Genomic DNA, 26,750 nt, shown 5'->3' with positions numbered 1-26,750 from the left:
TGTCGTGTCAATCGATGCGCATGTTATCGATGAGTCGCGCCTTGCCCAGAAAAAGCGCCACTGCCGCCAAGGTGGGCGGCTCCGCCTGCGTGCGTGGGACCAGAGTGTCCGGGTGCACGAATTCCAGATAGTCGAGCCTGCCGAGGGGCAGATGCGCGGCAAGATAGCGCAGGGCAGCAGCTTTCAGGGCCTCCACATCCCGCACCCCAGCCGCCACGCGCTGGCGCAGATCCTGAAGCATGGCACAAAGGGCCGGGGCCTGGGCGCGCTCCTCGGCAGTCAAATAGACATTGCGCGAGCTCATGGCCAGGCCGTCCGGCTCGCGCACTATAGGACAGCCGACGACCTCCACCGGACAGGAGAGGTGGCGCACCATGGCGCGGATGACGGCTAGTTGCTGCCAGTCCTTCTCGCCAAAAAAGGCGACATGCGGCTGTACGATCCAGAAAAGTTTGGTCACCACCGTGGCGACCCCCCGAAAATGCCCAGGCCGCGATGCCCCGCAAAGCCCTTGGGAGAGGTGCGGCACTTCCACCCAGGTGTCGTGGTCCGGGGCGTACATATCCTGCGCTTGCGGACAGAAAACGAGATCCACGCCGTGCGCTTGCGCCAAAGCCAGATCGTTTTCGAGGTTGCGCGGATAACGCTCCAAGTCTTCGTTCGGACCAAATTGCGTGGGATTCACAAAGATGGAGGCCACCACCTTGGAACACCGCTGCCGGGCGGCATCGAGCAGGCTCACGTGCCCTGCGTGCCAATATCCCATGGTAGGGACGAAGCCCACCTGGTGCCCATGGCAGCGCCACTGCATGACCTCTTCGCGGACGGCGTCGGGATGGCGCAGAACTTTCATGCCCTCTTCCCTCCCTCTTTCTTGCGTGCGGAAATCGGCTCTTGAGCGGTCCATAATTCATGCAGCTCTATGTCCAACGCCCGCGTGGATATGAAGATTTCCATGGCTGAAACCACCAAGGATGCCATAAGAAGAACGAGACTTGCGGCGAACACCCATTTTCCGAGAACGAACCATCCTTCAAAGAGGAAAAGCATGCACACCACGCAACACAGCAGGCTCAGGATGCCCAGGAGTTGCATCAGACGAATGAGCCGCACCCGGCCGTGAAGGCTTGCGATCTGCTGACGCACCCCAGATGCTTGTTCATGCCGGTAGCGGTCGTACAGGGAACGGATACGTGTGGACAGGGCCAAAAAACGGTTCGTATACGCCAAGAGCAGCAGCGAGAGCGTCGAAAACAGCAGCGCAGGGGTAGTCAGGGAGATTTCCATGATACGGACCTTGTCGGGATGAAAAAATCGGGGGCTACCTAAAGGGGAGCGGTGATATTGTCCAGACGCGCACCTTCGTCACTGGCGATCAGACGACGCCAATAGGCAAAAAGGAGGCAGGTAAGCGGCAAGGCCAGGAGCAAACCCAAAAAGCCCAGCAAACTGCCCCATATGGAAAGAGATAAAAGTATCCACGCCGGAGAGAGACCCATGGCCTTGCCCAAAAAGCGCGGCACCAACACCATGTCCTGAATGGCCTGGACAACGGCAAAAACCACCAACACGAGCCCCAACACCGTCCAAAACGACGTCCCGGTCTCCAGGGCGTGCACTCCGGCCAACAGCACGGCAGGCACGAATCCGACCGTCTGCAAATACGGCACCATGTTGAGCAGCCCTAAAAAGAGCCCTAAGACCACGGCCAAAGGCAGCCCGATCAGGCTAAAGCCAATGGCAAAAAGGATGCCCACGGTGCCGGCCACCAGGGCTTGGCCGCGAAAGTAGCGGCTCATAGCGCTGTCGAACTCCGCAAGAAATTCGAGTATCGGCTGCCGCCAGGATGTAGGAAGCACGGAATGCCATCTCTGGCGCAAGGACTCGAAATCCAAGAGCAAAAACACCGTGTAGAGCCCAATGACCAGCACCACGGCCACGGCCATGACCATGCTGTAGGCCCCACTGATCAGCCCCATGATCCCCGGCACGATACGGCGGAGCATCCCTTGGGCTATGGAAAACACACTATCGCTGCGCAAGAAGTCCTGCACTTCGGGGCTGGCCAACACACCGCGCACGGCTTCCCAGATATCCGGAGGAAGCCGCTTGGCGGCCTCGGCGGCCAGACGGGAGTTGGAAAGCACCTCTTGGGCCAGGCGGGCCATGTGCGTGACTTCCCGGGCGATCATCGGGGTGAAGAGCGCTCCAGCGAGGATCAATGTCACGACGGCGCCCAAAAGCACCACGGCAATGGCCGCTTGCCGGGAACGGACCCGCACCTCCACCCGCCGCACCACGGGATCGAGGACGTAGGCGAAAAGGAGCCCCATGAGAAAAGGGATGATGGCGTCACTGAGCGCCCCCAACAGCCGGACTGCCCCCCAAATTACGGCAGCAACCAGGGCCAAACGCACCGTACGATCAAAAGTCCACGGCTCATGACCGAGCATCGTTCCTCCACGCTTTCGCTTGACAGTTTTCAATGGCCTCTTACCTATCGGTGCACCACACCACACCCTGTTGGAGGAACACATCCATGACGCAAACGCAAGAGATGGAATTCAAGACCGAAATTCGACAACTTTTGGAGATCATTACTCATTCCATCTATACCAGCCGCGAGATCTTTCTGCGCGAACTCATCTCCAACGCCTCGGACGCCTTGGACAAACTGCGCTTCGAGCAGGCCCGCTCCGCGGATATCCAGGACCCGGAAGCCGAGCTTGCCATCCGCATCACCACCGACGCCGACGGCCGCTGCATCACCATCACGGACACCGGCATCGGCATGACCCAAGAAGAAGTCGTGGCCAACATCGGCACCATCGCCCATTCCGGGACCGCGGACTTCCTCGCCAAGGCCAAGGAAAGCGGCGGCGACGCCTCCAACCTGATCGGGCGCTTTGGAGTAGGCTTTTACTCGGTCTTCATGGTGGCCGACCAGGTCACCCTGCGTACCCGTTCTTTCCAGCCTCAGGCCAAACCCGTGGAGTGGATCTCCAATGGACAGGGGTCGTACCGCATTCGTGAATTGGACGAAGCCCTGCCCCGTGGCACCTCCATCCACATCCACCTCAAGGAAGACGCCGCCGAGTTCGCGAACAAAGATCGCCTGGCGGCCGTCATCAAAAAGCACTCCAACTTTGTCTCGTTCCCCGTGTATGTGGACGGCGAAAAGGTGAACACGGTTCCGGCCCTGTGGCGGGAAAACAAGTTTTCCATCACCAAGGAGCAGTATAGCGAATTTTATCGTTTCCTCACTCTGGATACCGAAGATCCAACGCACACCATTCACATCAGTGTCGATGCGCCGGTGCAATTTTCGGCGCTCCTCTTCATTCCCCCAAAAACCATGGATGTGTTCGGTATCGAGCGCGACGCCCACGGCCTTGATCTCTACGTACGCCGTGTGCTCATTCAGTCCAAGAACAAAGAGCTCATCCCCGAATACCTCGGGTTCGTCCGCGGCGTGGTGGATACCGAAGACCTGCCCCTCAACATCTCCCGCGAGACCTTGCAGGAGAACCGCGTCATTCGCAAAATCGCCCAGACCATCACCAAGCAGGTCTTGGGAGAACTCCAAAAGCTTGCTCAAGACCAGGAGCGCTATGCCGCCTTCTGGAAGGAGCACAGCAAGCGCTTCAAAATGGGCTACGCGGACTTCGCCAACCAGGAGGCCTTTGCAGGGCTTCTGCGCTTCCACTCCTCGGCGGCTTCCGACCCCGGCGCCCTGGTTTCCCTGGAAGAGTACGTGAGCCGCATGAAAGAAGGGCAAAAGGCCATCTACTATATCTCCGGCCCATCCCGGGAAGCCATCGAAAAGAACCCTCATGTGGAGATCTTCCGCGCCAAGGGGGTCGAGCTGCTCTACCTCTTCGACCCCATCGACGAATTTGTCATGGAGGCCGTACGGCGCTACCGGGACTTCCCTCTCGAGGCTGCGGAAAACGCGGATCTCAGCAAGTTGGAAGACCTTCCCGACGCGGCCTCGGCCGACGCAGCTTCCACCCCCCACCAGGCAGAAGCCGAAGGCATGGACGCGCTGTTGACGGTCATGGGCAAGATCCTGAAAGACCGCGTGACCGAGGTGCGCGCATCCAAGCGCCTCAGCCACAGCCCAGCCTGTTTGGTGAGCCCCGATGGCTCCACCTCGCAAATGCACCGCATCATGCAGATTTTGGCCAAGGACACCTCCATTCCACAAAAAGTCCTGGAGGTGAACCCCAAACACCCGCTGGTGCACAATCTGCAAAAGATGGCCCAGCACACCCCGGACGATCCCTTCTTGGCCATGGCGGTGGAAGGCCTCTTCGAGGCGGCCCTGCTCCAGGACGGCTACTTGGCGGATCCCCATTCTCTGGTGGAGCGGACGTACCGACTTTTGGAAGAGGCCAGCGCTTGGCACGCGCCCAAGGAGTGATATCAGGGAGTTCTATAGAGACGGGTTCTTTGCATTGACACTCCCGGGGTTCCTGGCTAGCCCTCAAGCCTCTGGCATTACCAATTCGAGGAGGTTTTCATGTTTGAATTGAGCAAGGCCGCAAAGGAGCAGTTGGACATGCACTTTGCGGGAAAAGACGTATCCCCCATCCGCGTGTATCTCGCCGCTGGCTGAGGGGGGCCGCGTTTGGCCCTCGCTCTGGATGAGCGAAAAGACAGCGATACGGTCTTGGATGTGGATGGATACACGTTTTTGGTTGAAACAAAGCTGCTTCAGGAAGTGTCCCCCATTCGAGTGGATTTCAATCACCACTACGGCTTCAATGTGGAGTCACGCCTGAAAGTCGCCAGTTCGGGCTGCAGTTCCTGCTCGTCCTGCGGCTAGCAGGAATCCATATCGCAGACGAGACCACAGCCTGGGGGAAACCCTGGGCTTTTTTGTTTGGAGCGGTGTTTTTGACTTCCCCTGTCCGCGTGGGTACACCAAAAGCCTCGTCTCTTCCCACTTGAGAGGTCCTCATGGAGCGTAAAAAACTGCCCATCGGCATCCAGACTTTCGCCAAAATCCGCGAAGAGCAGTGCTACTACGTGGACAAAACTCCCTTCGTGGCCAAGCTCGCCAGTGAGGGGGGCTACTACTTCCTCTCCCGGCCGCGGCGCTTCGGTAAATCCCTGTTTCTCGACACCTTGGCCGAGGCCTTTGCGGCAAACCGCGCGCTCTTCACTGGGCTGTACCTGGAAAATCACTGGGATTGGGAACGGCGCCATCCGGTGGTGCGCATCTCCTTCGCCGAGGGCCGATTGGAGCGCCGGGCGGATTTGGACCGCCGCATCCGCGGCATCCTGCGCGAAAACGCCGAGCGTCTCCAGGTGCGACTCGATGATCTGGACGACATCTCCGGTAGCTTCGGCCAACTCATCACCCGCGCGGCGGAGAAGCACCAACGTCAAACCGTGGTGCTCATCGACGAGTACGACAAGCCCATCCTCGACAATCTCACCGATCCGGACACGGCGCGGGCCATGCGCGAGGGCCTGCGCAACCTCTACTCCGTGCTCAAGGGCCGGGATGCGGACCTGCGCTTCGTCTTCCTCACCGGGGTCTCCAAATTCAGTAAGGTGAGCCTCTTTTCCGGGCTCAACAACCTCAACGACATCACCGTGGATGAGCGCTACGCCACCATCTGCGGCTATACCGAAGCAGACCTGGATGCGGTCTTCGCTCCGGAGTTCACCGCCGCCGCCAAGGAAGGCCGCGCTCTCGATCGCGATGCCGTGCGCACCTGGTACAACGGGTACCGCTGGGGAAGCGGGGAAAGCGTCTACAATCCTTTCGACGTGCTGCTCCTTTTTGACAAGCGGGAGTTCCGCGCCTGGTGGTTCGAGACCGCCACGCCCACCTTTCTCATCGATTGGCTCTCGCGGCACCATTTTTTCACCCCGCGCCTGGAGCGCTTGTACGCCGACGACGCCCTGCTTTCGGCCTTTGACGTGGAGGCCATCGCTCCCGAGGCCCTGCTTTGGCAGACGGGTTACGTCACCATCACCCGCGTGCACCGCAGCGAAGAAGGGGTGGAGTACGAGCTTGGCCTTCCCAACCGCGAGGTGCGCGTGGCCCTCAACCGCGCCCTGGTGCGGGGCTTGGTGCCTGAGCTTCCTCATGCCCCGAGCTTTGCCCTCACGGCCATGCTCAAGGAGGGCGACGCCCACGGCCTGGGTGAGCACATGCGCAGCCTCTTTGCCGGCATCCCGGCGGACTGGTACCGCAAAAACCCCATGGCCCAGTACGAAGGCTATTTCGCCAGTGTGTTCTACAGTCACCTGGCGGGCCTGGGGGTGATGACCATCCCGGAGCGCGTCTGCACCCCGGGGCGGTTGGACCTGGTGGTCATCGCCGGCCCTGTCGTCTGGATCTTCGAGTTCAAGGTCATCGACGGCGACGCCCCTACGGGCGAGGCCCTGCGGCAGATCCAGGAAAGGAACTACGCCGCGGCCTACCGGGGCAAGGCAGCAGTGGAGCGGGTCGTGGAGGTGGGGGTGGAATTCAGCAAGGTAAGGCGCCAGATCGTGGGCTGGGAGGTGGCGTAACGCGCGTCTCCGAGGGAGCGTCCTCTTTGTTGATGCCGCGACTGTCTGGCGGAGCCTGGGCGGCGCGCCGGCCCTCGAAGACGAGATGCCACGGTTGCGGCTGGCGGCACGGAGACGTTTCTCTCTGACCGCACGGGGTGACAACCAAGGCACTCTCGCGTATGTCCCCCGGCCGGGAGGAGCCATTGCGTCGGTCAAGCCTATGTTTTCTGGTGGTGCTCGCTCTCCTGGCCTCGGTGTGTTGGGGCGAGGAGAACGTGCGGCTTTTTTTTCATAAGACTGCTGCGGGCAAGGCCCCAGAGGGGCCCAAGCACGTGGTGCGGGAAGGGGAATGGCTCTACAAAATCCTTGAGGACGCTGGTTTTTCCCGAGAAGATTTCCCCCAAATCATTCCCAAGGTGCGGGCCATGAACCCGCATGTGGCGGACTTCAACCACCTGCGCGCCGGTCAAGTACTCTATCTGCCTGGGGCTCCAAAAACCTCCCGACCATCTACCCCGCAACGGAGTACTGCCTCCGCCCCGACGACCATGCTGCGCAAAGAATATGTGGTCCAGCCCGGAGAGACCCTGCTCCAGATCCTGCGGCGGGAGACAGGTGCCTCGGATGCCGAGATCTACGGCCATCTTCTGGATCTGGTACGACAGTGCAACCCCCACATCCAAAACCTTGACGCCCTGCGCGCCGGCGACCGTTTGGAACTCCCCGCCGGGGCCCCCTGGCGGGGCGACGCCGAAGGCAACGCATCCTCTGCCAGCACAGAAGACGCATCTCCCAACGAAGACGGTCCCTTGGGTGCGGGAGAAAATGCCACACGAGGAGGCGGCTCTGCCCAGGGCGGCACGGGAGGAAACGACACGAGCCCTGCCGCTCCAGGGGGACCGGCCGTGTCCGCAAGCGGCGATGGCCCTCAAAGCACCATCGAGCGGAGCGGATCCGAACCTCCACCGCCCACCGCTCCACTTCCCTCGCTACGCTTTCTCGAGCATACCCGGACACAAACCCGTCGGCTTCTTCAAGGCTTTGGCTTCACCTTCATCCCCGGAGAAGAAGCCCTTTTTCCCTTGGAAGACGGCAGTTGGTTTGCCGTCAATCTGCGCGAAACACCGGCCCTCTCCACGCCGTGGGGAGAGCGCGTCCTCTTCCTGGATGCCCCCAAGCCCGCCTCCTGGGTGGAGAGCGCCCGGGCTGCAGGCTTTATCCCCATCATGGTGCCTGCGGACTGGCAGCTGCGTCCCGTGCTCCAGGCGCTGGCAGGCGCCTTCCCACAGCGCGTGCACCTGTGGCCCGAAGGGCGCAATCTGGTGCTTCCGCGCCAGGGCATGAGTATCAATCTCAAGGCATCGCTGGTGGCGGTCTTGGATGGCGGACGCACCGTAGCCCTGTGGACCCACCAGGCCCCACATACCCCACCGCTTCCGCAAGGGGTGCGGGAGCTGTTGTCCGCTGCGGAGGTGACGCTCTTGGAGACCGATGCCAGCGGGGCGTCCTTTGCTCCGCCAGCGCTCCCCGGGGCGGCCATGCTCCTTCCTGCGGCCAACGCCGCCTGGCTCCACCGGCAGCTCGACGCACGCTTCCCCGAGATCCGTCCGCTGACCTCGCCGGGGCAGATCTTGGCCTTCTTGCGGCATGAAAAGCACCTGATTTCCAAACATGTCTCCCTTTCCTGGGTGCGCGGCGCCAACGAGCTTTCCATCCAAATCCCTGCATGGCTCATCGATGGCGAGCCCCCCATCGCCCTCCTGGAAGACCCGCTGCCGGCCACAGTAGCCTTGCTTGCCCAAAGCGGATACCAGTGCGCCCGCATTCAACGCTGAGAGGAGGATTGCGTGCGCGCTGAATTTCGCGTGTATGGTCACATTGCTGCAGCGTCCGAATCCATCATTTCCCAGATCGCGCAGATTGTGGCCGATTACGAAATCACCCGCCAGGCGGATGGGAGCCTCGACTTTGTCCACGAAGGTCTGTGGCGGGATGTGGAGAGCGATCTTCACGCAATACGTGAAGTCTTGGGGACTACAGGCCGCGGCGTGGTGGACGTCATCGACCATGCCGAATGGCGGATGACCCGATATTTCTTGGAAAATGGCGCTATTCGGGCCGTGCCCATCCATCTCGACCACGCCCTGGATACCGCCTACCGCAGTGAAACAGGAGTCGACCATGCATGAACTTTCCTTGGTGGAGGGCATCCTCGCCATTGTGCGCGAAGAAATGGCCAAGCATGGCCTTACTCGTCTTGTCCGGGTGCGGGTGAAACACGGGGAGCTTTCGGCTGTAGTGCCCGAAGCCTTGGAGACGGCCTTCGAAGTCTTGACCGTGGGCACGGATCTCGCCGGGGCCTGCTTGGAGGCCGAAATGGTGCCGCTGCGGGTGCGCTGCCGCCAGTGCGGCGAGGAGTTTTCTCCATCGGAGGAGGAACGCTTCTTGATGCCCTGCCCGGCCTGTGGCACGGAGCTCGGCCACCATGTCCTTTCTGGGAGAGAACTGTACATCGACCACATCGAGGCCGAGTAGTCCGGCCCGCAACATGAACTTCTTTCAAGGAGAAGAGCCCATGCAAGTGGAAGTCGCGCGGAATATCCTCGAAGCCAACGACGCCGGCGCCGAAGAGCTGCGCCAGATCTTCGCCCGTCACGGCCTGTTGGTGCTCAACCTCATGAGCTCTCCGGGGTCGGGCAAGACCACCCTCCTCGAGCGCACACTTACGGATTTGCGTGAGCAGTTGCGCTTCGGCGTCATCGAGGGCGACTGCCAGACGGAAAACGACGCCCGCCGGGTGGCCGCCACCGGCGCCCGGGCCGTGCAGATCAACACCCACGGCGGCTGCCACCTGGACAGCGCCATGGTGCGCGAGGCCTGTGAACAACTCGGTCTGGAAGACTTGGACATTCTCATCATCGAAAACGTGGGCAACTTGGTCTGTCCGGCGGAGTTCTCTTTGGGCGAGGACGCCAAGGTGACCATCCTGAGCGTTACCGAAGGAGACGACAAGCCGGAAAAATATCCCTTCATCTTCTCCCAATCCCGGGTTATGCTCCTCAACAAGATCGATCTATTGCCTTACGTGCCCTTTGATACCGCCCGGGCGAGCGCCTTTGCCCGCGCCGTCAACCCTGAGCTGGAGATCTTCGAGGTGGCGGCCCTTTCCGGCCACGGCATGGACGCATGGTATGCGTGGCTGCGCAAGAGCCTGGAGGCCAAACGGACGGCACGCTAGGTCGCAGGCGTTGCAAGCATTCTTCAAAGGAGGGCCCTATGTTCCAAGTCAAGGACATCATGACGGAAGACGTGTTCACCCTCAAGGAAACCGATACGTTGAGCGCGGCCAAGGACCTCATGAGCCTGGCCCGCATCCGCCATATCCCCATCGTGAACGACGCCGGGAAATTCGTGGGCCTGGTGACCCACCGGGATATCCTGTCCGCTACGGTTTCCAAGCTTGCAGGCATCGATTCCGCAACTCGGGAAGAGATCGAGTCCACCATTCCCGTGCGGGAAATCATGCAGCAGGAAGTGACCACCATCCGTGAGGACGCCCCGCTCAAAGAGGCCGCCACCATCCTGCTCAGGGGCAAATTCGGCTGCCTGCCGGTGCTCAAGCAGGGCAAGCTTTGCGGCATCATCACCGAGGCCGATTTTCTGCGCCTGACCATCCAACTCCTCGAAGCCACGGACGAGGACGACGCCTAAGAGGACTTGACATCATGGGGGATGGATTCGTAGGCGAAGCGGCATGCACGCCATCCATCCCCTCATCCAATCCGCCCTGGAAACGGTGCTTGCCGGCGGCACAGTCTCCCCTGAGACGGCGAAGGAGATCGCTCTCCTGCCCGACTCCGAGACTCCAGGCCTGCTTCTGGCAGCCCGCACCATCCGCCGGGCCTTTCTCGGCGAAGCCGCACACCACTGCGCCATCGTCAACGCCAAGAGCGGGCGCTGTTCGGAAAACTGCGCCTTTTGCGCCCAGAGCAGTCATTGGCCCACTGCTGTTTCGCAGTACGGCCTCTTGGACGAGGCCAGCCTCGTGGCGCGCGGTGAAGAAGCCGCCGCCTGGGGCGTGCGCTGCTTTTCCTTGGTCACCAGCGGCCTGCGCCTCTTACCCCGGGAGATGGAGACCGTATGCCGGGTGGTCGCGACCTTGCGTCGGCGTACGAACCTGGAAATCGCCGCATCCCTGGGCCTGCTCTCCGAAGAGGACGCCCGCTGCCTGCGGCAGGCAGGATTGGTACGCTACCACCACAACCTGGAGACCGCGGCATCGTTCTTCCCCCGCATTTGCTCCACCCACGATTACGCCGAAGACATCGCCACCGTGGAGCGGGCCAAAGCCCATGGACTGTCCGTATGCTGCGGCGGCATCCTCGGCCTTGGGGAAGGATGGGCCGAGCGCATCGAGCTCGCCTGTACCCTGCGCGACCTCGAAGTGGACCGTGTACCCCTCAATTTTCTCACCCCCATCCCCAAGACCCCGCTGGAGACCCAGCCCCTCCTTGCCCCGGCCGAGGCCCTCAAAAGCATCGCCCTTTTCCGCGTGCTCGTGCCCCGCGCCGGCATCACCATTGCCGGCGGACGTAGCCGCGTACTCGGAGACTACCAGTCCTGGGCGCTTCTCGCCGGCGCCACCGGCTACATGCTCGGCAATTACCTCACGACTCCGGGGCGGGATCTTGCCGCAGACCAAGCCATGCTGGAGGCCGGGGCATGGATTTGACCATAACGGCAGCCTCGCCATCCCAGGTCACGGCGCGGCTTTCCTTTTCCGCCCACGACCCTTGGGTACGGGAGCACTTTCCCGGGTCCCCCCTGCTTCCCGGATCCCTGGTCCTGGCGGCCGTGCTGCACCTGGCCGAGCACCTTGCCGCGCAAACATGGACGGTACGGCGGCTGCGCTGCCACGCCCCGGTGCCGCCGGGGAGCTACCGTTTGTGCGTCACTCAGCAGCAAGGCGGCGTGCGCGGCATGCTCGTTGACGGCCAGGACACCCCGCTCGTCTCCGCGGAGCTTGTGCAATGAAGCTTACCTTTCAGGGCCGCCGCGTGCTCCTTCTGGGTGGAAGCTGCGACCTCGGATTGGCCCTCATTCCGCTTCTCGACGCCGAAGGGCTCGAAGTCTTCGCCACCGCCGCCTCCGCACACGGACGAGCCCGCCTCGCCACCCTGCTGCCACCGGAGCGGATATACACCGTGCGCCTGGGAGAAGCGGAAAGCGTATGGGCATTGGCCGAAAACCCGCCGCCGGTGGACTATTTGGTGGATCTGGCGCACCTGCGGGAAGACGACGCCCTGCTGCTCTCCCTTGACCCCGCCAAGGCCCAAGCCGCCTGGATGGCCATGGGGGCGCACCGTCACCGGATCGTCGGTGCCCTGGGCCGTGGCATGCTCGCCCGTCGTTTCGGGCGCATGCTCTACGTTTCTTCCACCGCCGCCGCTGTTCCTGCCCCAGGACAAGGGCTCTATAGCGCCCTCAAACGGGCTGCTGAAGGCATCTACCACACCCTTGGGGTGGAACTCGCCGGCCGCGGGGTCAGCACCGTGAACCTGCGCCTTGGTCTGACTCAGGCCGGCCGCGGAGCCGCCTTTCTTGAGCACCACCCCCAGCTCCCCTGGGTATCTGCCGAGGACGCCGCCTCCTGCATGGTGTTTCTCCTCTCCGACCAAGGGCTGTGCATCCGTTTGACCTCTATCACCGTGGACGCCGGACTCTTAGCGCGCAAGTATTCATCATGACTGACGAAATCATTCGAATCATTGCCGATATCATGGACCAAGACCCGCACACCATCACCCCCGCCACCTACCTGGTGCGGGATCTGGGCGCCCAGTCCATCGACCTTTTGGAAATCGGCGTGGCCATGCAGCAGCATTTGGGCATCCCGGTGCAGGACGATACCCTGTTTTTGCGGGACCTGCGTCTGGTACTGCTGCGCGCCGCGGACGCAAAGACCGCGCCCGAAGCGGCCTTGGCGCAGCGCTATCCCCATTTGAGCGCAGCCCGCATCAGCGCCATCCTTGCGGACCTCGATGCCGGTCCGGTGCTGCAAGTGGCGGATCTTGCGGCCTACGCCGTCCACGCTCGGTCATGAAGGTTGTGCTCACCGGCTGGGGGGCGATCACCCCTTTGGGAGAGACCCCGCAGGCCATGGCCGAGGCGGTGCGCCGAGGGCAAGCGCCCTTTACCCCATCGCCATGGGGGTATCCGGTGGCCCCGGCACCTTCCCCCAATGTGCGCGCCCTCGTGGGCCCCATGAAAAACGCCCGCTACCTCTGCCGGGCCGGGCGCCTGGCCGTGGCTGCGGCGGTGCAGGCGGTGGCGGATGCGGGGCTTGCGCCTCCACTTTCCCAGGCGGCGCTTTTTCTCGGCCTTGGCCCGCATCTGGAAGCAGCCCCGCCCCAGGCCTTATGGCTTTTGTCCGCCATGCCTTCCACCACCACTTCCCTGGTGGCCGCGACCCTGGGCATCCACGGCGAAAGCGCCACCCTGCTCGGGGCATGCGCGGCCTCGACGCAAGCCCTGGCCTGGGGAGCCCGGGCCATCGCCGAGGGTCGCACCGCCGTGGCCCTGGTGGGCGGCGCCGACAGCCGGGTGGGCGAACGCGCGGTAGCGGCGTACGCCAGCGCCGGGGTCCTCACCCCTGCAGACATCCGCCCCTTCGATACCGAGCGAAACGGCTTCATCCCCGCCGAAGGGGCGGCCGCGATGGTGCTGGAATCCGAAGACCACGCCCGCGGCCGCGGGGCCCGTATCCTCGCCTCCGTCCTCGGCACCGGCATAGGCATCGACGGCCGCGAACTCACCGACCCCAACCCCGAAACCATGGCCCCAGTGGTGCGTGGCGCCCTCGAGGGGACGGCGGTGGACCCCTCTCAGCTTGTGGTGTTGGCCCACGGCACCGGCACCCGAGCTGGAGACGCGGCCGAAGCCGCCATGCTGGAAGCGTTGCTCGGCAGCGATTTTCCAGGTGCGGTAACGGCGCTCAAGTCCTGGCTGGGGCACGGGGCCGCCGCCTGCGGACTCATGGAGCTTGCCCTCTTGCTCGCCTGCCGCAGCCATGGGTTCGTGCCGCCGGTGCGCGGCCTTGCCACCCCGTGCGCCCGGCTGCCCTTCATGCGTGCATGCCGGCCGTGGCAGCCGCGCTTTGTGCTTGTAGAAAGCTTTGGTTTCGGCGGCCAGGCTGCTGCCGTGCTCATGGAGTTGACCCATGCCCTGGGAACCCCGGTTTGATCCCAGCCAGGCCCTCCGCCATATCCATGCCTCTACCCCGGAGTATCTGGAAGCCGAGGCCCGGGGGGGAAGTCCGGCCATGCTCCTGGAAGCCCTGGCCCAGGCGTGCGGCCTGCACGCCCGCTGGAGGGCCCGGTTCATGGTGCAGGTCCGCTTGGTTTCCATGGCCGACGTTCGCCTGCAGCCCGGCCGCGGCACCCACGTTCGCGTCGATCTTCAGGCCGAAACCGCTTCCGGCGCACGCTACCAGGTGGAGGCTGATTTTCTGGCCGCTCCGGCCGCAGTGACCCTGGCCCTTCTGCCGGAAGCCTCCCCGCACCCCCTTTTCCAGAACCGTTTCCAATGGCTCGCTTCCTGACCACACTTTACGACCGTCTCCGTGTCCTGGACGCCTCCGGCCTTGGCCGTGAGGTGCTGCCCGTGGAAGACCGCCACGGCCCCATGGTGCGGGTGGACGGAAAATGGCTGGTGGATTTTTCGTCCAACGATATCCTGGGGATCGCAAGGGATCCAGACATGGCCGCCCGCATCTGGAATGCGGTGCGGCCCAGACGCCTGGGGGCGGGGGCGGCGCGCCTGGTCAGCGGTCAGAGCCCGGAACTGGACGAGGCGGAAGCAGCACTGGCCGCCTGGTGCGGCGCCCCTGACGCCCTGCTCTTTCCCAGCGCCACGCAGGCCAACGCCGCGGTGGCGTCCCTCTTTCAAGGAGACGACCTGGTGGCGGTGGACAAACACGTGCACGGCAGCATCCTGCACGGGCTTTCCGCCAGCCGCGCCCAGGTGCGCTCCTTTGGCCATAATCGCCTCGCCCACCTTGCCCGCATCCTTGCGAACGCGCCGGTGGCCGCTGTCTGGAGCGAGTCGCTTTTCAGCATGGATGGCGACAGCCCCGACATCCCGGCCATGGCGCAGTACTGCCGCGAGCACGACGCCCTGCTTGTCCTCGACGAGGCCCACGCCGTGGGGGTGCTCGGACCGCACGGCCAGGGCCTCGGCGAGGGATACGCCCCGGTGCGCACCGTTGGCCTGGGCAAGGCCTTGGGGCTGGTAGGCGGAGCAGTGCTCGGACCGCCGCAAGTGCGGCGCGCCCTGCTGCATCTTGCGCCTTCGGCCATGTTCACCACAGCGCTTCCGCCGTGGATGGGAACGCTCATCACTGCCGTGGTCCACGAAGCCCGGCAGCAGGAAGACCGGCGGCGCCAGGTGGCCCACCTGGCGGATTTGGCCCGCCGTCTGTTTCAGGGCCTTGGCGTCCCAGTGCTGGGGGCCCACCACATCCTGGCCGTGGTGCTGGGAAGCGAAGCCCGCGCCGCCAAGGTCGCCTGGCGTCTTCGAGATTTTGGATTTCTCGTCTTTGCCGCCCGCTACCCCACGGTGCCCTTGGGTGCTGCGCGCCTGCGCGTGGTGGTCACGGCCCAGCATACCGAAGAGCATCTCCACCAACTTACCAGCGCCATAGCCCAGGCGCTTCACGAACTTACGGAGTGACCATGCCGTCTGCGGATCCGCGTGCGATTTTCATTACCGGTACGGACACGGATGTGGGCAAAACCATGGTAAGCGCCGCCCTGCTGGCCTGGTTGCAGCCACGATGCGCGACGCCGGTGCGCTACCTCAAACCGCTGCAAACCGGCTGCCGCGATGTGGAGCAGGATTCCGATCCCGCCTGGGTGCGCCGGGTGACCGGCGCTTCGTGGTCCGCCGCTGCGGCCGTGCACACCTGTTTGCCAGCGCCCAAGGCCCCGAGCATCGCCGCCGCTGCGGCCGGCATCACCATCGACCCCAAGGCCGTTGCGGCCTGGGTGCGCGGGTTCTCCGGGCTCTGCCTGGTGGAAGGGGCCGGCGGCATTCGGGTGCCCATCGCCCCGGGGTGGACCATGCTGGAGTTCGCCGAGGCCCTTGGCGCGCCCTGTGTGGTGGTGGCGCGGGCAGGGCTCGGCACCATCAACCATACGGTACTCACCCTGGAAGCCCTCGAGCGCGCGTCGCTGCCGTGTTTGGGCGTGGTCTTCTGCGACCCCGCGGACGCCGTGCCCCATGCGGAGCGCCAGGAAAACGCCGCCGCCATCTTTGCGCTCACCGGCGTGCCGGTGCTGGGAACCTTAGGACGCATCACGGACCCGACCTCCCTCACCCTCAGTCCGCCTGCGGTCATGGCAGAGCTCGGTGCGCGGGTCCTCCAATGGGCCTTTTGAACCCACCCCGCCACCAAAAAGGGATTCCAACGTGCCCCTGGTGGGCCGTGGTGTTGAGATCATCCCACCACCAAAAAGGGATTCGGGCTGTGTGCGAGCGCCGGACACGGCAGAAGCTCCCTTTCCAGGGCAGCCACGAGCTCTTCCCGGCCGGCCGCCTGCCGCAGGCGCTTGGCGATGGCGTGGCCATAGACGAAATTGGCGCAAAAATAGGGCAGCCACTTGCGAAAAAGCTGCATGGCGGAGGCAGGCGCATTCCAGGCCCACAGGGCGTCCACCATAGCCAGGGCCGTTGCGAGAAAGATGGAGTCCTCCAGGGAAAACGCGCCGCGGATCTGGGCGAAGATCCACGGCTTCGCCACCGCCGCCCGGCCGATGCTCACCCCGGCGCATCCGGTCTGCGCCCGCATACGAAGTGCATCTTCCGGATGCCAGATATCCCCGTTTCCCATCACCGGGACGTCCACTGCCTCCACCACGGCACGGATGTCTTCCCAGCGGGCAGGCCGGGTACGCCGGTCCGGGGCCACGCGCGGATGCACGGTCAACCAACTGGCTCCAGCGCAGACCAAACGCCGCGCCAAGGCACAGGTGCCTTCCACGTCGCGGCCCGGCAGGGTCCGCAGCTTCACGGATACCGGAATGCGCACCGCGTTTGCCACGGCATCCACCACAGCCACGGCACGCTCCGGGTCGGTAAGCAGGGCCGCCCCGGCTCCGCGGCTGGTGATGGCAGCCACGGCGCAGCCCATATTGATGTCCACACCGGCAAAGCCTTCGGCTTCGATGCGCCGGGCAGCCATGGCCATGTCCTTGGGCTCGGCGCCGAAGATCTGGCACACCAGATGAGGAAGCTCTTCGGGTCTCCAGCGGAACACCCGCGAGGTTTCGGGGTTTTCCGTAGCAACGGCGCGGGCGTTACACATTTCCGTCATCATGAGGGTATAGCCGCCAAAACCCGCCAGCACCTGGCGGAAGGCGATGTGTCCCAGCCCGGCCATAGGGGCCAAGATGGCGGGGAATGGATCATTTCCAAAGGGAGGGAGTACCATGGGGCGTTGGAAACTCTGGTTGGGGGGCGTACTTGCCCTCGGCGTCATGGGGGCGATTCGACTCCTTGCCAAGTACTTTGGCCTTGCAGGGCTTGCCGGAGGGATGCTCGCTGCGGTGGTCGTGCTTGCGGCGGGGATCCTCCCTCGGGTGCTGCGGCGTTGGTAGGCTAGCCTGCAAGACCATCCATGGCCTGGGCCGGCCCCAGGCACACGAGCAGGTCGCCTGCACTCAGCGGCTTGTGCGGACTCGGCACAAAGGAAAAATGCTCGGTCCCGGCCTTGCGGATGGCCACCACCTGAATGCCGAATTGGTTGGTGAGATCGAGGTCGCGCAAGGACTTGCCCGCCCAGTCGCGCACAGTGATTTGGCGCAACACCACATTTTCGCCCAAGGGGAGATAGTCGAGAAAGCCCGGCACCGCCAATTGGGCGGCCAATTGTTGGGCGGCGAACCCCTCGGGAAAGATCACTTCGTCGGCCCCCACCTTGCGCAGGATCTTTTCGTGGTCCTCGCTCACGGCCTTGACGGTCACGCGCTTGCAGCCGATTTCCTTGAGAAACAGGGTGATGAGGATGCTGGCTTCCATGGAGTGGCCGGTACTGACGATGACCTCGTCGCAGTCTGCCACGCCGAGCTGCATCAGCGCGGTCTTGTCCGTGGCCTCGGCTACGTAGGCATGGGACAGGTACTCCGCGGCCAAGCGCACCTTGTCCGGATCCGTGTCGATACCGATGACGGTTTGGCCTTTTTCCCGGAGGCAACGTCCCAAGACGGAGCCGAACTTTCCTAATCCAATGATGGCGAACTCACGAGCCATACTGCCTCCTATCCGATGGAAATGGAACGCTCCGGCCAGGCGAAATGTTCTGGTTCCTGCCAAGTTTGCAGCAAGGTGAGAAATACCGCAGGGCCGAGCCGACCCACGAACATCAGTCCAATAAGCACCATTTTGCTGACCGGGGTGAGCGAGGCGGTAATCCCCGTGGAAAGCCCCACCGTGCCAAAAGCGGAGACTGCCTCGAAAATGAGCTCCAGCAACATGGAGCGGGCCGTGCCATGGGGTGAAACCCCGGCCTCCAGGAAAAGGAGACCCAAAATGGCCGCCGCCAACAACCCCGTCGAACACACCACCAAGGCCATGGCTTTGTTGAATGAGGTGGTGTCCACAGCGGCCCCGGCCACCACCACCTGCCGCCGGCCTTTGACTTGGGCCACGGCGAACCCCCAGAGCACCCGCAGGGTGGTGGTCTTGATGCCACCGGCACACGAGGCGGGAGATCCGCCCACCAGCATCAAAAAAACCAAAAAAAGCAAGGACACATCGGCAAGGCGGGCCAAATCCACGGTGTTGAACCCAGCGGTGCGCGCGGACACGGCGTGAAACACGCCGTCGAGCACGGCCTGCCCCCAGGAAAGTTCTCCAGCCCCCAACTTTTCCATCAAAGCCAAAGAGAGCCCCCCTGCCCCAATGAGCCAAAAGCTCGTCGAAAGCACCAGTCGGCTTTGCCATCCCAAAGAGCGCCACGAACGACGCTGCCACAGCATATCGCGCAGATCCACAAGGACATAAAAACCAATGCCGCCCAAGAAAATCAGCGCCATGATCGTGCATTGGACGGCGATATTTCCACGAAACCCCATGAGGTTATCTGAATATGTGGAGAATCCTGCGTTGCAAAACGCGGAAATGGCGTGGAAAAACGCATCATAGAGCCGCATGCCGCATGTCCACAACAAAAACGCACCAGCCAGTTCAATACCGATGGTCATCACCACGACGTCCACGAGAAAACGACCAAGGCGGAAGCGGGGATCCGCAAGGAGCGCTCCACCCACGGCAATGCGGTCCGTGAAGGAAACGCGCCGCCGCCAGAGATAGAACACCAGGCTGGTGTAGGTCATGATGCCCAGCCCTCCCAATTGGATGAGGGCAAGGATGGTGTTTTGGCCCCAGAGCGTAAAGCGTGTCCCTGTGTCCACCACCGTAAGTCCAGTGACGCACACTGCGGATGTGGCGGTGAACAGCGCATCCAGCCAGGAGATGGGTTGGGTGGTGGCCCAAGGCAGACGCAGCAAGGAGGCGCCTCCCACAATGGTGGCGGCAAAGGCATAGACCGGAAGCAGCGCCGGAGAAACCAGGCGTTCCCATTTCATACGCAACTCGCAGCCCGCAGCAAAGTTTGGGTGGCCGAGTGGCGGGGCGCGGCGATGACCTCGGCAAAGGGGCCGGACTCCACGGCGCGCCCCTGGTGCAGGACCAAAAGACTGTGGCAGATGGCCCGAGCCAGGACCAGGTCATGGGTGATGAACACCATGGCGAGGCGCAGCCGCTCCTGCAGGGCGCGCAAGAGCTCCACCATCTGGATCTGGGTGGAACGGTCCAGGGCGCTGGTGGGCTCATCGAGGAGCAGGACCTTGGGCTCGAGCACCAAGGCCCGGGCTACGGCGATGCGCTGCCGCTGGCCACCGGAAAATTCATGGGGAAATCGGTGCAGGATGTCTTCCGGCAGCTCCACCGCGGCCAGGGCAGCGGCCACCCGCCGCTGGCGCTCCCCAGCCGAGAGATTCGTATGCACCCCAAGCCCCTCGGCCACGATTTCTTCCACGCTCATGCGCGGATTGAGGCTGGCAAAAGGGTCTTGAAACACCATCTGCATGTGCCGACGCGCCCGCCGTAAGGACTGCCCCTGCAAGGCGAAAAAATCCGCGCCCAAGAGTCGGACCGACCCGGTTGCCGGCACCAATCGGGTAAGGGCCAGGGCCAACGTGGTCTTGCCCGAGCCGCTCTCCCCCACCACGGCCAAGGACTCTCCTTCACGCAGGCGCAGGTGGACGTCTTCGAGGAGCGTTCGGCTGCGGCGGCGCCAAAAACCTCCCATGGACACGTGCACTCCGATACCCTCCGCCTCCAGAAGAACGCTCTCCCCTGGGGTCGAGAGGGGGGCTGCGGGCAAGGGCCGCAAGAGTTCCTGGGTGTAGGGATGCGTGGGCCGCGAGAAGATCTGCGCCACCGGGCCGCGCTCCACCACCTGGCCGCGCCGCAGCACCACCACCTCGTCGGCCAGGCGCCGGGCAAGGCCGAGGTCATGGGTGATGAAGAGCACCGCCATGCCCGTGCGGGCGCGTACCTCCTGCAAAAGCTGCAGAATCCCCTCTTGGGTGGCCACATCCAGGGCCGTGGTCGGCTCGTCGGCAATGAGGAGTTGGGGATCATTGGCCAGGGCCATGGCGAGCATGACCCGCTGCCGCTGGCCGCCGGAGAGTTGGTGTGGGTAACTTTCCGCGTGCCGTGGCGAAAGCCCCACCTGCTCCAGGAGTGCTTCCACCCGCCGGCGCACCTGCGCCGGGGAAAGGGCTTGATGCAAGGAGATGGCCTCAGCGATCTGCCGCCCTGCCCGGTGCAGGGGATTGAGGGAGGTCATGGGCTCCTGAAAGACCATGCCCACAGCCCCGCCGCGCATGCGCTGCAGGGTCTTCGGGGGCGCGCTGAGCATCTCTATCCCCAGGAGGCGGATGCTGCCCGCAAGGCGCGTGCCCGGAGGCAAGAGCCGCAACACGGCCAGGGCTGTGGCCGTCTTTCCCGAGCCGCTCTCTCCCACCAGGGCCAGGCTTCCTCCGGCAGCAAGCCGAAACGCCACACCCTGCACGGCCGGGCGCGCCGCGCCCGCAAAAGTCACGGCAAGGTCACGGACCTCCAGCAATGGTTCAGTCTTGGGCATGGGGATCGAAGGCATCGCGCACTCCTTCGCCAAGGAAGACCAAAAGACTGAGCAGGGCCGCCAAGGCGCCAAAGGAAGCGAGCCCCAGCCACGGGGCCTGGAGGTTGTTTTTGCCTTGAGAGAGGAGCTCGCCCAGGGAGGGAGATCCCGGAGGCAGACCAAAGCCAAGAAAGTCCAGCGAGGTCAATGTGGTGATGGCCCCGCTGGCCACAAACGGCAAAAAGGTGAGCGCCGCCACCATGGCGTTGGGCAGGATATGGCGCAGCATGATGCGGCCGTGGGGCACGCCCATGGCCTGGGCCGCCCGTACGTAGTCCAGGGTACGGCCGCGCAGGAACTCGGCGCGCACGGGGTCCACCAGGGTCATCCAGGAAAAGAGCATGGTCACGGCAAGCAGCCACCAAAAACTCGGCTCCACCACCGAGGCCAGCAGGATGAGCACGAAGAGCCCGGGGATACCGGACCAAACCTCCAGCAGCCGCTGCCCGAGAAGGTCCACCAGACCGCCGAAGTAGCCTTGCATGGCCCCTACCCCCACGCCGATGGCCACGCTCGCCGCCGCCACGACAGCGGCAAAAACGAGGGAGATGCGCATGCCGTGGAGCATGCGGGCCGCCACGTCCCGGCCCACGTCATCAGTGCCGAGAAGGTGCCTCCGGGAAGGTGGCGCCGGTACGGCCTGGTCCAAGGAAAAGTCGATGGTGCGCGGACCAAAGGGGATGGGAGCCCAGAGGATCCAGCCGTGATCCGCGATGTGGCGCTGGATCCACGGGTCGTGGAAGTCGGTTTCCGTAGGCAGAAACCCGCCGAAGGTGGTCTCGGGATAAGCCTGCAGCACCGGGGCATACAACTCCCCTTGATAGCGCACCAGAAGCGGGCGATCCGTGGCCAGGATATCCGCGGCCATGCAGAGCAGGCACAGCAGCAGCAGGAGGCGTCCGGACCACACGGCGCGGCGATTTCGGCGAAACCGGGCAAGGCGGCGCTGCCACACGGGATTCACTGCTGGCCTCCAAAGTGGATGCGCGGGTCCACCAGGGTGTAGGTGAGGTCCGAGAGGATCTTGGTGAGGAGCCCCAGCAGGGTAAAGACATAGAGCGAGCCGAAAATCACCGGGTAATCGCGGGAAATGGTGGCCTCAAACCCCAAAAGCCCGAGGCCGTCCAAGGAAAAGATGACTTCCACCAGGAGTGAGCCGGTAAAAAACATCCCGATGAAGGCCGCCGGAAATCCGGCGATCACCAGCAGCATAGCGTTGCGAAACACATGGCCCAAGAGCACGCCCCGCTCGCTCGCCCCTTTGGCCCGGGCGGTAACGGTATAGAGCTTGGAGAGCTCCTCCAAAAAGCAGTTCTTGGTGAGCATGGTCAGGGTGGCAAAGCCGCCGATGGTCATGGCCGTGACCGGCAAGGCAAGGTGCCAGAAGTAATCCACGACCTTGCCCCAGAGCGTCATCTCCTCCCACCCCGGAGAAGTGAGTCCCCGCAGGGGAAAGATCTGCCAAAAGCTGCCGCCGGCAAACAGCACCACGAGCAGCATGGCGAACAGGAACACCGGGATGGCGCTGCCCATGACCACCACCAGGCTGGTGGCGGCGTCGAAGGAGGAGCCGTGGCGCACGGCCTTGGCCACGCCCAGGGGGATGGAGATGGCATAGATGAGGAGCGTGCTCCACACTCCAAGGGACATGGAGACCGGCAGACGTTCGACGATCAATTGCATCACCGGCTTTCCCCGAAACAGGCTCTCGCCCAAGTCGAAACGCGCATAGTGGATGAGCGTCTCTACGTAGCGCTCTCCAATGGGACGATCAAAGCCGTAGAGCTTTTCGATACGCGCTTGGAGCTGGCGGTCCAAGCCTTGGGCCCCGCGGTACATCCCCGTGCGCGCCGTACCGCCTTCGGCCGCTGGGCCCGCCACCTTGGCGGTGGCCCCCACTTCCACGCCGTGCAAGCGGGCGAGCATTTGCTCCACCGGCCCGCCGGGGGCCAGCTGCACCAGGAAGAAGTTGATGGTCAAAATCCCCCACAAGGTCGGGATCACGAGGAGCATACGCCGCAAGAGATACGCGCTCATGGCCTGCCTCCTTCCGGCTCCATCCACCAGCTTTGCAGATCCAATCCATAGGGCGGGGTGTGCTCCGGATGGTGCAGGACATCCCAGTACGCCACCCGAAAACTCGTGGCATGCCATTGAGGCACCACGTACCAGCCATGGAGCAGCGCCCGATCCAGAGCCCGGCAGGCGGTGATGAGCTCGGTCCTCGACGGGGCACGGATCACGGCCTCCACCAAAGCGTCGATGGCGGGGTTGGCGATACCGCAATAATTGCGCGATCCTGGAGTCTTCGCCGCCGCCGAGCTCCAAAAGGAGCGCTGCTCGTTGCCTGGAGACAGCGACTGGGGAAAGGAGGTGACGATCATGTCGTAGTCGAAGTTCCGCAGTCGCCCGATGTACTGGGCCACGTCCATGAGGCGCACCTGCATCCGAACACCAAGCTTGGCGAGGTTACGCTGGTAGGGCAGGACCACCCGCTCGAACTCGGGCTGCACGAGTAGCAGCTCAAAGGAAAGCGGCTGGCCATTGCGGGTCATGACCCCGTTTTCCAGGCGGTAGCCGGCCTCGGTGAGCAGCGTGAGGGCTCGGCGTAGATTTTCCCGGGGAAACCCCGATCCATCCGTCTTGGGCAGGACAAACGGCAGGTCCACCGATGCAGGCAGATGCTCGCGCCACGGATCGAGCAGGGCCCGCTCTTCGGGGGATGCCGGGCCCTCTGCCGCCAGCTCGGAATTGGCGAAGAAACTGGAGGTGCGGGTATACTCCCCATAGAACAGGGCGGTATTGCTCCAGGAAAAATCAAAGGCCAATGCCAGGGCGTGGCGCACCCGGGGATCGGCAAAGATGGGACGGCGCAGATTGAAGGCAAAACATTGCATTCCCTGGGGCAAATGATGGGCAATGCGCTCGCGCCGGATGCGGCCGGACTCCACTGCAGGGCCCCGGTAGCCGATGTGCCAATTCTTGGCGGTAGTCTCCAGACGGAAATGGTATTGACCGGCGAGAAAGGCCTCCAGGGTCACGGAAGTGTCGCGGTAGGTTTCGTAGGTGATGCGGTCGAAGTTGTGGCGTCCGCGGTTCACCGGCAGATCCCTTGCCCAATAGTTGGGATCGCGGACATAGGTGATGCGCTGGCCTGGCTGCACGGATTCCACCCGGTACGGACCGCTGGTGAGCGGGGGCTCCAAGGTGGGGGCGGTAAAGTCCCGCTCCTGCCACCAGCGCTGAGAGAGGACGGGCAGTTGGCCCACAATGAGGGGGAGCTCCGGGCTGTGCCCTGCGGCAAAGGTAAAGCGCACGGTGTGTGCATCCACGGCCTTGGCGCCGGTGACTTCGGCGTAATACTGCTGGTACACGGGGGATCCGCGCTGGGTCAGGGCCTCGAAGGTGAAGACCACGTCCGCGGCCGTGATCGGGCTTCCGTCATGAAACCGCGCCTCAGGCCGCAGGTGCACCACCATGGCTTCATCCTCCAGCTCCACGGACCGGGCCACAAGCCCGTACACCGTAAAAGGCTCTTCCAGGGATTGCACCATGAGGGTGTCCACGGTGAGCTCCACGCCGTCTGCCGCCTGGCCGCGCAAAATCCACGGGTTGAGACTGTCGAATCCTCCGACGGACGCCAGCCGCAAATGCCCGCCCTTGGGGGCGTCCGGCCGCACGTAATCGAAGTGGGAAAAGTCCGGTCCGTATTTGGGGGCCGAGCCCAAGGCCAGGGCGTGGACGGATCCTCCCCAGGCCGGGGCCGCCATGGCCAGGACCACCAGGACGAACACGAGTCCCGTCCACTTCATAGTCCATCCCCCATGCATTGCTGGCGGATGCGCACATCGAGGGCGGTGTGGCGGGCGCGGCCGCGCTCGTTGGCCAGGCCCATGCGCAGCGCCTGCCGGGAACCCACCAGCACCGCCAGGCGGCGGGCGCGGGTCAGACCCGTATAGATGAGATTGCGCTGCAAAAGCATGTAGTGTTGGGTCACGATGGGAAAGACGATGGCCGGGTACTCGCTCCCCTGACTCTTGTGCACGCTGATGGCATAGGCCAGGGTGAGATTGTCGAGCTCGTCGAGACCGTAACTCACTTCCCGGCCATCAAAATCCACGCGCACCTCACCTTCGGCCTGGTCCGCGGCCACGATCCGGCCCAGATCGCCGTTGAAGACCTCTTTGTCGTAGTCGTTGCGGACCTGAAGTACCCGGTCGCCCACGCGAAATCCCCGCTGCCCCGCCCCCACGGCCCGGCCATGGGGATTGAGCACGGCCTGCAGGCGCTCATTGAGGGCGGCGGTCCCCACCTCGCCTTTGTGCATGGGGGTGAGAACCTGCACTTCGGTCAAAGGGTCCAGGCCGTAGATTTCCGGAATGCGCTCCGCCACCAAGCGCACCACCAGCTCCGCCACCTCGGCGGGGTCTTCCTTCTCCACCCAGAAAAAATCCGCCCGCGGCGGCTCTTTGGGGCTTGCCAGGGGCATTTTTCCTTCCCGCACCCGGTGGGCATTGACCACGATGGTGCTCGTCTCGGCTTGGCGAAAAATGTGGGTCAGCTGCACCGCCGGGACGCAGCCGCACGCGAGGATATCCCCGAGCACGTTACCCGGCCCGACCGACGGGAGCTGGTTTTCATCCCCCACCAAGATGAGGCGGCAGCCCAACGGCAAGGCGCGCAGCACCGCCAAGGCCAAGGCACTATCGAGCATGGAGGCCTCGTCGAGAATCAAGGCCTGCAGGGGGAGCTTGTTGTCTTCGCCGTATTCAAAGCTCGCCCCGGGCTGGTACTTGAGCAGCCGGTGCACGGTCTGGGCGGCAAAGCCCGTAGCCTCGGCCAGGCGTTTGGCCGCCCGCCCCGTGGGCGCGGCAAGCCCCACCTTGAGGCCCAAGGCCCGCAGCACCCGAGCCACGACGCGGATGATGGTGGTCTTGCCCGTCCCCGGACCGCCGGTGATGACGCAGACCTTTTCCGTCACCGCCGCCTCCACGGCCAGACGCTGCTCCGGGGCAAGACGGATGCCCAGCCGCGCGGTCTCCTGCTGCAGACGCCGCTCCACCTGGGCCGCAGGAAGCTCCATGCGGTGCTCCATCAAGGCCACCAGGCGGGCCGCGGTCTCCCGTTCGGCGCGGTGGAAAAACGACAAAAAGACCGCCTCCGGAACTCCCTTGGCGGACAGGTCTTCTTCGACGATGCGTTTGCGGGCGCCAAGCCCTTCCAAACCTTGGGCGAGCAGATGGCCGTCGGAGCACGCAAGGAGTTTGGCCGCCTCGTCCAGGAGGCCTGCGCGCGGCAGAAACACATGCCCGCCCTGCTCGCTGGCCTGGCGCAGGGCAAACTCCAGGCCCGCCTGAATACGCTCTGGGGAGTCTTCCGGAAACCCGAGACGCAAAGCCAAGGCATCAGCGGTGCGGAATCCCACCCCGTGCACGTCGTAGGCCAAGGCGTAGGGGTTTTGGCGCAACTGCTCCACGGAGCGCGTGCCATAGACCTTGAAGATGCGGTAGGCGAGCGACACGGGAAAGGCGTGTTCTTGCAAAAAAAGCATCAGGCCACGGATTTCCCGCATGTTCTGCCACGATGCGCAGATGCGGGAAAGGGTGGCCTTGCCGATGCCTTCCACGCGCAAGAGCTTTTCCGGCTCGCTCTCCAAGACCTCCAGGGTGCGGGGGCCGAAGTGGTCGATGAGGCGCTGGGCGAGCTTGGGCCCTACCCCGCGCAGCGCCCCAGAGGCAAGAAAGCGCTGCACCCCGGCCAAGGAGGCCGGCAAACGCACCTGATAGCTTTGGGCCTGGAACTGGCGGCCAAATCGGGGGTGATCCACCCAGCGGCCATCCACTTCCAGCCCCTCTCCCGGAGAGACGCCGCCCAGAGCTCCCACCACGACCACGGTCCCCAAGGCCCCGGCATCCAAACGCAGGATGGCGTAGCCCGTCTCCGGGTTATGGAAGACCACGCTGACGACATCACCGCGTATGGATTCCAT

General features: G+C 63.9%; 28 protein-coding genes. 17 read left to right on the top strand and 11 right to left on the bottom strand.

What is annotated here, in order from left to right:
- Positions 1-7 precede the first annotated feature (7 nt).
- Genes panC through BR00_RS02190 form a run of 3 tightly spaced genes read right to left on the bottom strand, consistent with a single transcriptional unit; the run spans position 8 to position 2,453 of the window.
- Positions 8-853, bottom strand: coding sequence for a pantoate--beta-alanine ligase (panC, locus tag BR00_RS02200; RefSeq protein ID WP_496475984.1), 846 nt, complete (start codon positions 851-853; stop codon positions 8-10).
- Positions 850-1,287, bottom strand: coding sequence for a DUF2721 domain-containing protein (locus tag BR00_RS02195; RefSeq protein ID WP_496475983.1), 438 nt, complete (start codon positions 1,285-1,287; stop codon positions 850-852). Before BR00_RS02195 ends, panC begins: the two co-directional genes overlap by 4 nt.
- Positions 1,288-1,325: 38 nt before the next feature.
- Positions 1,326-2,453 (bottom strand): AI-2E family transporter, encoded by a 1,128-nt coding sequence (locus BR00_RS02190; protein WP_496475982.1) that lies wholly within the window; start codon positions 2,451-2,453, stop codon positions 1,326-1,328.
- 86 nt (positions 2,454-2,539) lie between these two features.
- On the opposite strand from BR00_RS02190, the gene htpG reads away from it, so the two are divergent.
- The 16 genes from htpG to bioD all read left to right on the top strand — a co-directional run bounded on the left by htpG (position 2,540) and on the right by bioD (position 15,950).
- The gene (gene htpG, locus BR00_RS02185; protein WP_496475981.1) at positions 2,540-4,423 is read left to right on the top strand and encodes a molecular chaperone HtpG; all 1,884 of its coding nucleotides are present in this window, start codon (positions 2,540-2,542) and stop codon (positions 4,421-4,423) included.
- Between the two features lie 99 nt (positions 4,424-4,522).
- The gene (locus tag BR00_RS02180) at positions 4,523-4,828 is read left to right on the top strand and encodes an IscA/HesB family protein (RefSeq protein WP_496475980.1); all 306 of its coding nucleotides are present in this window, start codon (positions 4,523-4,525) and stop codon (positions 4,826-4,828) included.
- 134 nt (positions 4,829-4,962) lie between these two features.
- Positions 4,963-6,531 (top strand): ATP-binding protein, encoded by a 1,569-nt coding sequence (locus tag BR00_RS02175; RefSeq protein WP_496475979.1) that lies wholly within the window; start codon positions 4,963-4,965, stop codon positions 6,529-6,531.
- 185 nt (positions 6,532-6,716) lie between these two features.
- Positions 6,717-8,348 (top strand): hypothetical protein, encoded by a 1,632-nt coding sequence (locus BR00_RS02170; RefSeq protein WP_496475978.1) that lies wholly within the window; start codon positions 6,717-6,719, stop codon positions 8,346-8,348.
- 12 nt (positions 8,349-8,360) lie between these two features.
- A complete protein-coding gene (locus BR00_RS02165; protein ID WP_496475977.1) occupies positions 8,361-8,702 on the top strand; it encodes a hypothetical protein in 342 nt (113 codons plus the stop codon).
- On the top strand, positions 8,695-9,048 hold the full coding sequence (hypA, locus tag BR00_RS02160; RefSeq protein ID WP_496475976.1) for a hydrogenase maturation nickel metallochaperone HypA: 354 nt from the start codon (positions 8,695-8,697) through the stop codon (positions 9,046-9,048). Before BR00_RS02165 ends, hypA begins: the two co-directional genes overlap by 8 nt.
- 40 nt (positions 9,049-9,088) lie before the next feature.
- On the top strand, positions 9,089-9,751 hold the full coding sequence (gene hypB / locus BR00_RS02155) for a hydrogenase nickel incorporation protein HypB (protein ID WP_496475975.1): 663 nt from the start codon (positions 9,089-9,091) through the stop codon (positions 9,749-9,751).
- Positions 9,752-9,789: 38 nt separating this feature from the next.
- Entirely contained in the window at positions 9,790-10,224 is a 435-nt protein-coding gene (locus BR00_RS02150) for a CBS domain-containing protein (protein WP_496475974.1), read from the top strand.
- A gap of 43 nt (positions 10,225-10,267) precedes the next feature.
- Positions 10,268-11,245: a biotin synthase BioB gene (bioB, locus tag BR00_RS02145; protein ID WP_496475973.1), complete on the top strand. Its 978-nt coding sequence runs from the start codon at positions 10,268-10,270 to the stop codon at positions 11,243-11,245.
- Positions 11,236-11,547 (top strand): ApeI family dehydratase, encoded by a 312-nt coding sequence (locus BR00_RS02140; RefSeq protein ID WP_496475972.1) that lies wholly within the window; start codon positions 11,236-11,238, stop codon positions 11,545-11,547. The genes bioB and BR00_RS02140 overlap by 10 nt, the downstream gene beginning before the upstream one ends.
- Positions 11,544-12,260: an SDR family NAD(P)-dependent oxidoreductase gene (locus tag BR00_RS02135; RefSeq protein WP_496475971.1), complete on the top strand. Its 717-nt coding sequence runs from the start codon at positions 11,544-11,546 to the stop codon at positions 12,258-12,260. The genes BR00_RS02140 and BR00_RS02135 overlap by 4 nt, the downstream gene beginning before the upstream one ends.
- A complete protein-coding gene (locus BR00_RS02130) occupies positions 12,257-12,616 on the top strand; it encodes an acyl carrier protein (RefSeq protein ID WP_496475970.1) in 360 nt (119 codons plus the stop codon). The genes BR00_RS02135 and BR00_RS02130 overlap by 4 nt, the downstream gene beginning before the upstream one ends.
- Positions 12,613-13,755, top strand: a complete 1,143-nt coding sequence (locus tag BR00_RS02125; RefSeq protein ID WP_496475969.1) for a beta-ketoacyl synthase N-terminal-like domain-containing protein — start codon at positions 12,613-12,615, stop codon at positions 13,753-13,755. Before BR00_RS02130 ends, BR00_RS02125 begins: the two co-directional genes overlap by 4 nt.
- Positions 13,733-14,113 carry a hypothetical protein gene (locus tag BR00_RS02120; protein WP_496475968.1) on the top strand — a complete coding sequence of 127 codons (381 nt, stop codon included), beginning with the start codon at positions 13,733-13,735 and terminating at the stop codon, positions 14,111-14,113. The genes BR00_RS02125 and BR00_RS02120 overlap by 23 nt, the downstream gene beginning before the upstream one ends.
- Positions 14,098-15,243: an aminotransferase class I/II-fold pyridoxal phosphate-dependent enzyme gene (locus BR00_RS02115; RefSeq protein WP_496475967.1), complete on the top strand. Its 1,146-nt coding sequence runs from the start codon at positions 14,098-14,100 to the stop codon at positions 15,241-15,243. The genes BR00_RS02120 and BR00_RS02115 overlap by 16 nt, the downstream gene beginning before the upstream one ends.
- 2 nt (positions 15,244-15,245) lie before the next feature.
- A complete protein-coding gene (gene bioD / locus BR00_RS02110; protein WP_496475966.1) occupies positions 15,246-15,950 on the top strand; it encodes a dethiobiotin synthase in 705 nt (234 codons plus the stop codon).
- Between the two features lie 59 nt (positions 15,951-16,009).
- Here bioD and BR00_RS02105 read toward each other — a convergent pair whose 3' ends face one another.
- Positions 16,010-17,002: a tRNA dihydrouridine synthase gene (locus BR00_RS02105; protein WP_496475965.1), complete on the bottom strand. Its 993-nt coding sequence runs from the start codon at positions 17,000-17,002 to the stop codon at positions 16,010-16,012.
- On the opposite strand from BR00_RS02105, the gene BR00_RS02100 reads away from it, so the two are divergent.
- Positions 17,001-17,168 carry a hypothetical protein gene (locus tag BR00_RS02100; protein ID WP_496475964.1) on the top strand — a complete coding sequence of 56 codons (168 nt, stop codon included), beginning with the start codon at positions 17,001-17,003 and terminating at the stop codon, positions 17,166-17,168. The two genes, BR00_RS02105 and BR00_RS02100, sit on opposite strands and share 2 nt — an antisense overlap.
- Position 17,169: 1 nt before the next feature.
- Here the strand turns inward: BR00_RS02100 and BR00_RS02095 are convergent, their stop codons facing one another.
- Genes BR00_RS02095 through recD2 form a run of 7 tightly spaced genes read right to left on the bottom strand, consistent with a single transcriptional unit; the run spans position 17,170 to position 26,750 of the window.
- A complete protein-coding gene (locus BR00_RS02095; protein WP_496475963.1) occupies positions 17,170-17,820 on the bottom strand; it encodes a potassium channel family protein in 651 nt (216 codons plus the stop codon).
- Positions 17,821-17,828: 8 nt separating this feature from the next.
- Entirely contained in the window at positions 17,829-19,157 is a 1,329-nt protein-coding gene (locus BR00_RS02090; RefSeq protein WP_496475962.1) for a TrkH family potassium uptake protein, read from the bottom strand.
- Complete coding sequence (locus tag BR00_RS02085) at positions 19,154-20,737, bottom strand: ABC transporter ATP-binding protein (RefSeq protein WP_496475961.1); 1,584 nt, start codon at positions 20,735-20,737, stop codon at positions 19,154-19,156. The genes BR00_RS02090 and BR00_RS02085 overlap by 4 nt, the downstream gene beginning before the upstream one ends.
- Complete coding sequence (locus BR00_RS02080; protein WP_496475960.1) at positions 20,709-21,725, bottom strand: ABC transporter permease; 1,017 nt, start codon at positions 21,723-21,725, stop codon at positions 20,709-20,711. The genes BR00_RS02085 and BR00_RS02080 overlap by 29 nt, the downstream gene beginning before the upstream one ends.
- Positions 21,722-22,798 (bottom strand): microcin C ABC transporter permease YejB, encoded by a 1,077-nt coding sequence (locus BR00_RS02075; RefSeq protein ID WP_496475959.1) that lies wholly within the window; start codon positions 22,796-22,798, stop codon positions 21,722-21,724. Before BR00_RS02075 ends, BR00_RS02080 begins: the two co-directional genes overlap by 4 nt.
- Entirely contained in the window at positions 22,795-24,573 is a 1,779-nt protein-coding gene (locus tag BR00_RS02070) for an extracellular solute-binding protein (RefSeq protein WP_496475958.1), read from the bottom strand. The genes BR00_RS02075 and BR00_RS02070 overlap by 4 nt, the downstream gene beginning before the upstream one ends.
- Positions 24,570-26,750 carry an SF1B family DNA helicase RecD2 gene (gene recD2 / locus BR00_RS02065; RefSeq protein WP_496475957.1) on the bottom strand — a complete coding sequence of 727 codons (2,181 nt, stop codon included), beginning with the start codon at positions 26,748-26,750 and terminating at the stop codon, positions 24,570-24,572. Before recD2 ends, BR00_RS02070 begins: the two co-directional genes overlap by 4 nt.

The sequence above is a fragment of the Thermodesulfomicrobium thermophilum DSM 16697 genome, assembly GCF_059568695.1.
This window is presented reverse-complemented; position numbering and strand designations above follow the sequence as displayed.

Coding starts and splice junctions, on each gene's coding strand:
- BR00_RS02140 (WP_496475972.1), top strand. CDS start 11,236: ATGGATTTGACCATAACGGCAGCCTCGCCATCCCAGGTCACGGCGCGG.
- BR00_RS02085 (WP_496475961.1), bottom strand. CDS start 20,737: ATGCCTTCGATCCCCATGCCCAAGACTGAACCATTGCTGGAGGTCCGT.
- BR00_RS02070 (WP_496475958.1), bottom strand. CDS start 24,573: ATGAAGTGGACGGGACTCGTGTTCGTCCTGGTGGTCCTGGCCATGGCG.
- BR00_RS02175 (WP_496475979.1), top strand. CDS start 4,963: ATGGAGCGTAAAAAACTGCCCATCGGCATCCAGACTTTCGCCAAAATC.
- htpG (WP_496475981.1), top strand. CDS start 2,540: ATGACGCAAACGCAAGAGATGGAATTCAAGACCGAAATTCGACAACTT.
- BR00_RS02075 (WP_496475959.1), bottom strand. CDS start 22,798: ATGAGCGCGTATCTCTTGCGGCGTATGCTCCTCGTGATCCCGACCTTG.
- BR00_RS02100 (WP_496475964.1), top strand. CDS start 17,001: ATGGGGCGTTGGAAACTCTGGTTGGGGGGCGTACTTGCCCTCGGCGTC.
- panC (WP_496475984.1), bottom strand. CDS start 853: ATGAAAGTTCTGCGCCATCCCGACGCCGTCCGCGAAGAGGTCATGCAG.
- BR00_RS02090 (WP_496475962.1), bottom strand. CDS start 19,157: ATGAAATGGGAACGCCTGGTTTCTCCGGCGCTGCTTCCGGTCTATGCC.
- BR00_RS02150 (WP_496475974.1), top strand. CDS start 9,790: ATGTTCCAAGTCAAGGACATCATGACGGAAGACGTGTTCACCCTCAAG.
- BR00_RS02190 (WP_496475982.1), bottom strand. CDS start 2,453: ATGCTCGGTCATGAGCCGTGGACTTTTGATCGTACGGTGCGTTTGGCC.
- hypA (WP_496475976.1), top strand. CDS start 8,695: ATGCATGAACTTTCCTTGGTGGAGGGCATCCTCGCCATTGTGCGCGAA.
- BR00_RS02135 (WP_496475971.1), top strand. CDS start 11,544: ATGAAGCTTACCTTTCAGGGCCGCCGCGTGCTCCTTCTGGGTGGAAGC.
- bioB (WP_496475973.1), top strand. CDS start 10,268: ATGCACGCCATCCATCCCCTCATCCAATCCGCCCTGGAAACGGTGCTT.
- BR00_RS02115 (WP_496475967.1), top strand. CDS start 14,098: ATGGCTCGCTTCCTGACCACACTTTACGACCGTCTCCGTGTCCTGGAC.
- bioD (WP_496475966.1), top strand. CDS start 15,246: ATGCCGTCTGCGGATCCGCGTGCGATTTTCATTACCGGTACGGACACG.
- hypB (WP_496475975.1), top strand. CDS start 9,089: ATGCAAGTGGAAGTCGCGCGGAATATCCTCGAAGCCAACGACGCCGGC.
- BR00_RS02105 (WP_496475965.1), bottom strand. CDS start 17,002: ATGGTACTCCCTCCCTTTGGAAATGATCCATTCCCCGCCATCTTGGCC.
- BR00_RS02120 (WP_496475968.1), top strand. CDS start 13,733: ATGCCCTGGGAACCCCGGTTTGATCCCAGCCAGGCCCTCCGCCATATC.
- BR00_RS02195 (WP_496475983.1), bottom strand. CDS start 1,287: ATGGAAATCTCCCTGACTACCCCTGCGCTGCTGTTTTCGACGCTCTCG.
- BR00_RS02130 (WP_496475970.1), top strand. CDS start 12,257: ATGACTGACGAAATCATTCGAATCATTGCCGATATCATGGACCAAGAC.
- BR00_RS02095 (WP_496475963.1), bottom strand. CDS start 17,820: ATGGCTCGTGAGTTCGCCATCATTGGATTAGGAAAGTTCGGCTCCGTC.
- BR00_RS02125 (WP_496475969.1), top strand. CDS start 12,613: ATGAAGGTTGTGCTCACCGGCTGGGGGGCGATCACCCCTTTGGGAGAG.
- recD2 (WP_496475957.1), bottom strand. CDS start 26,750: ATGGAATCCATACGCGGTGATGTCGTCAGCGTGGTCTTCCATAACCCG.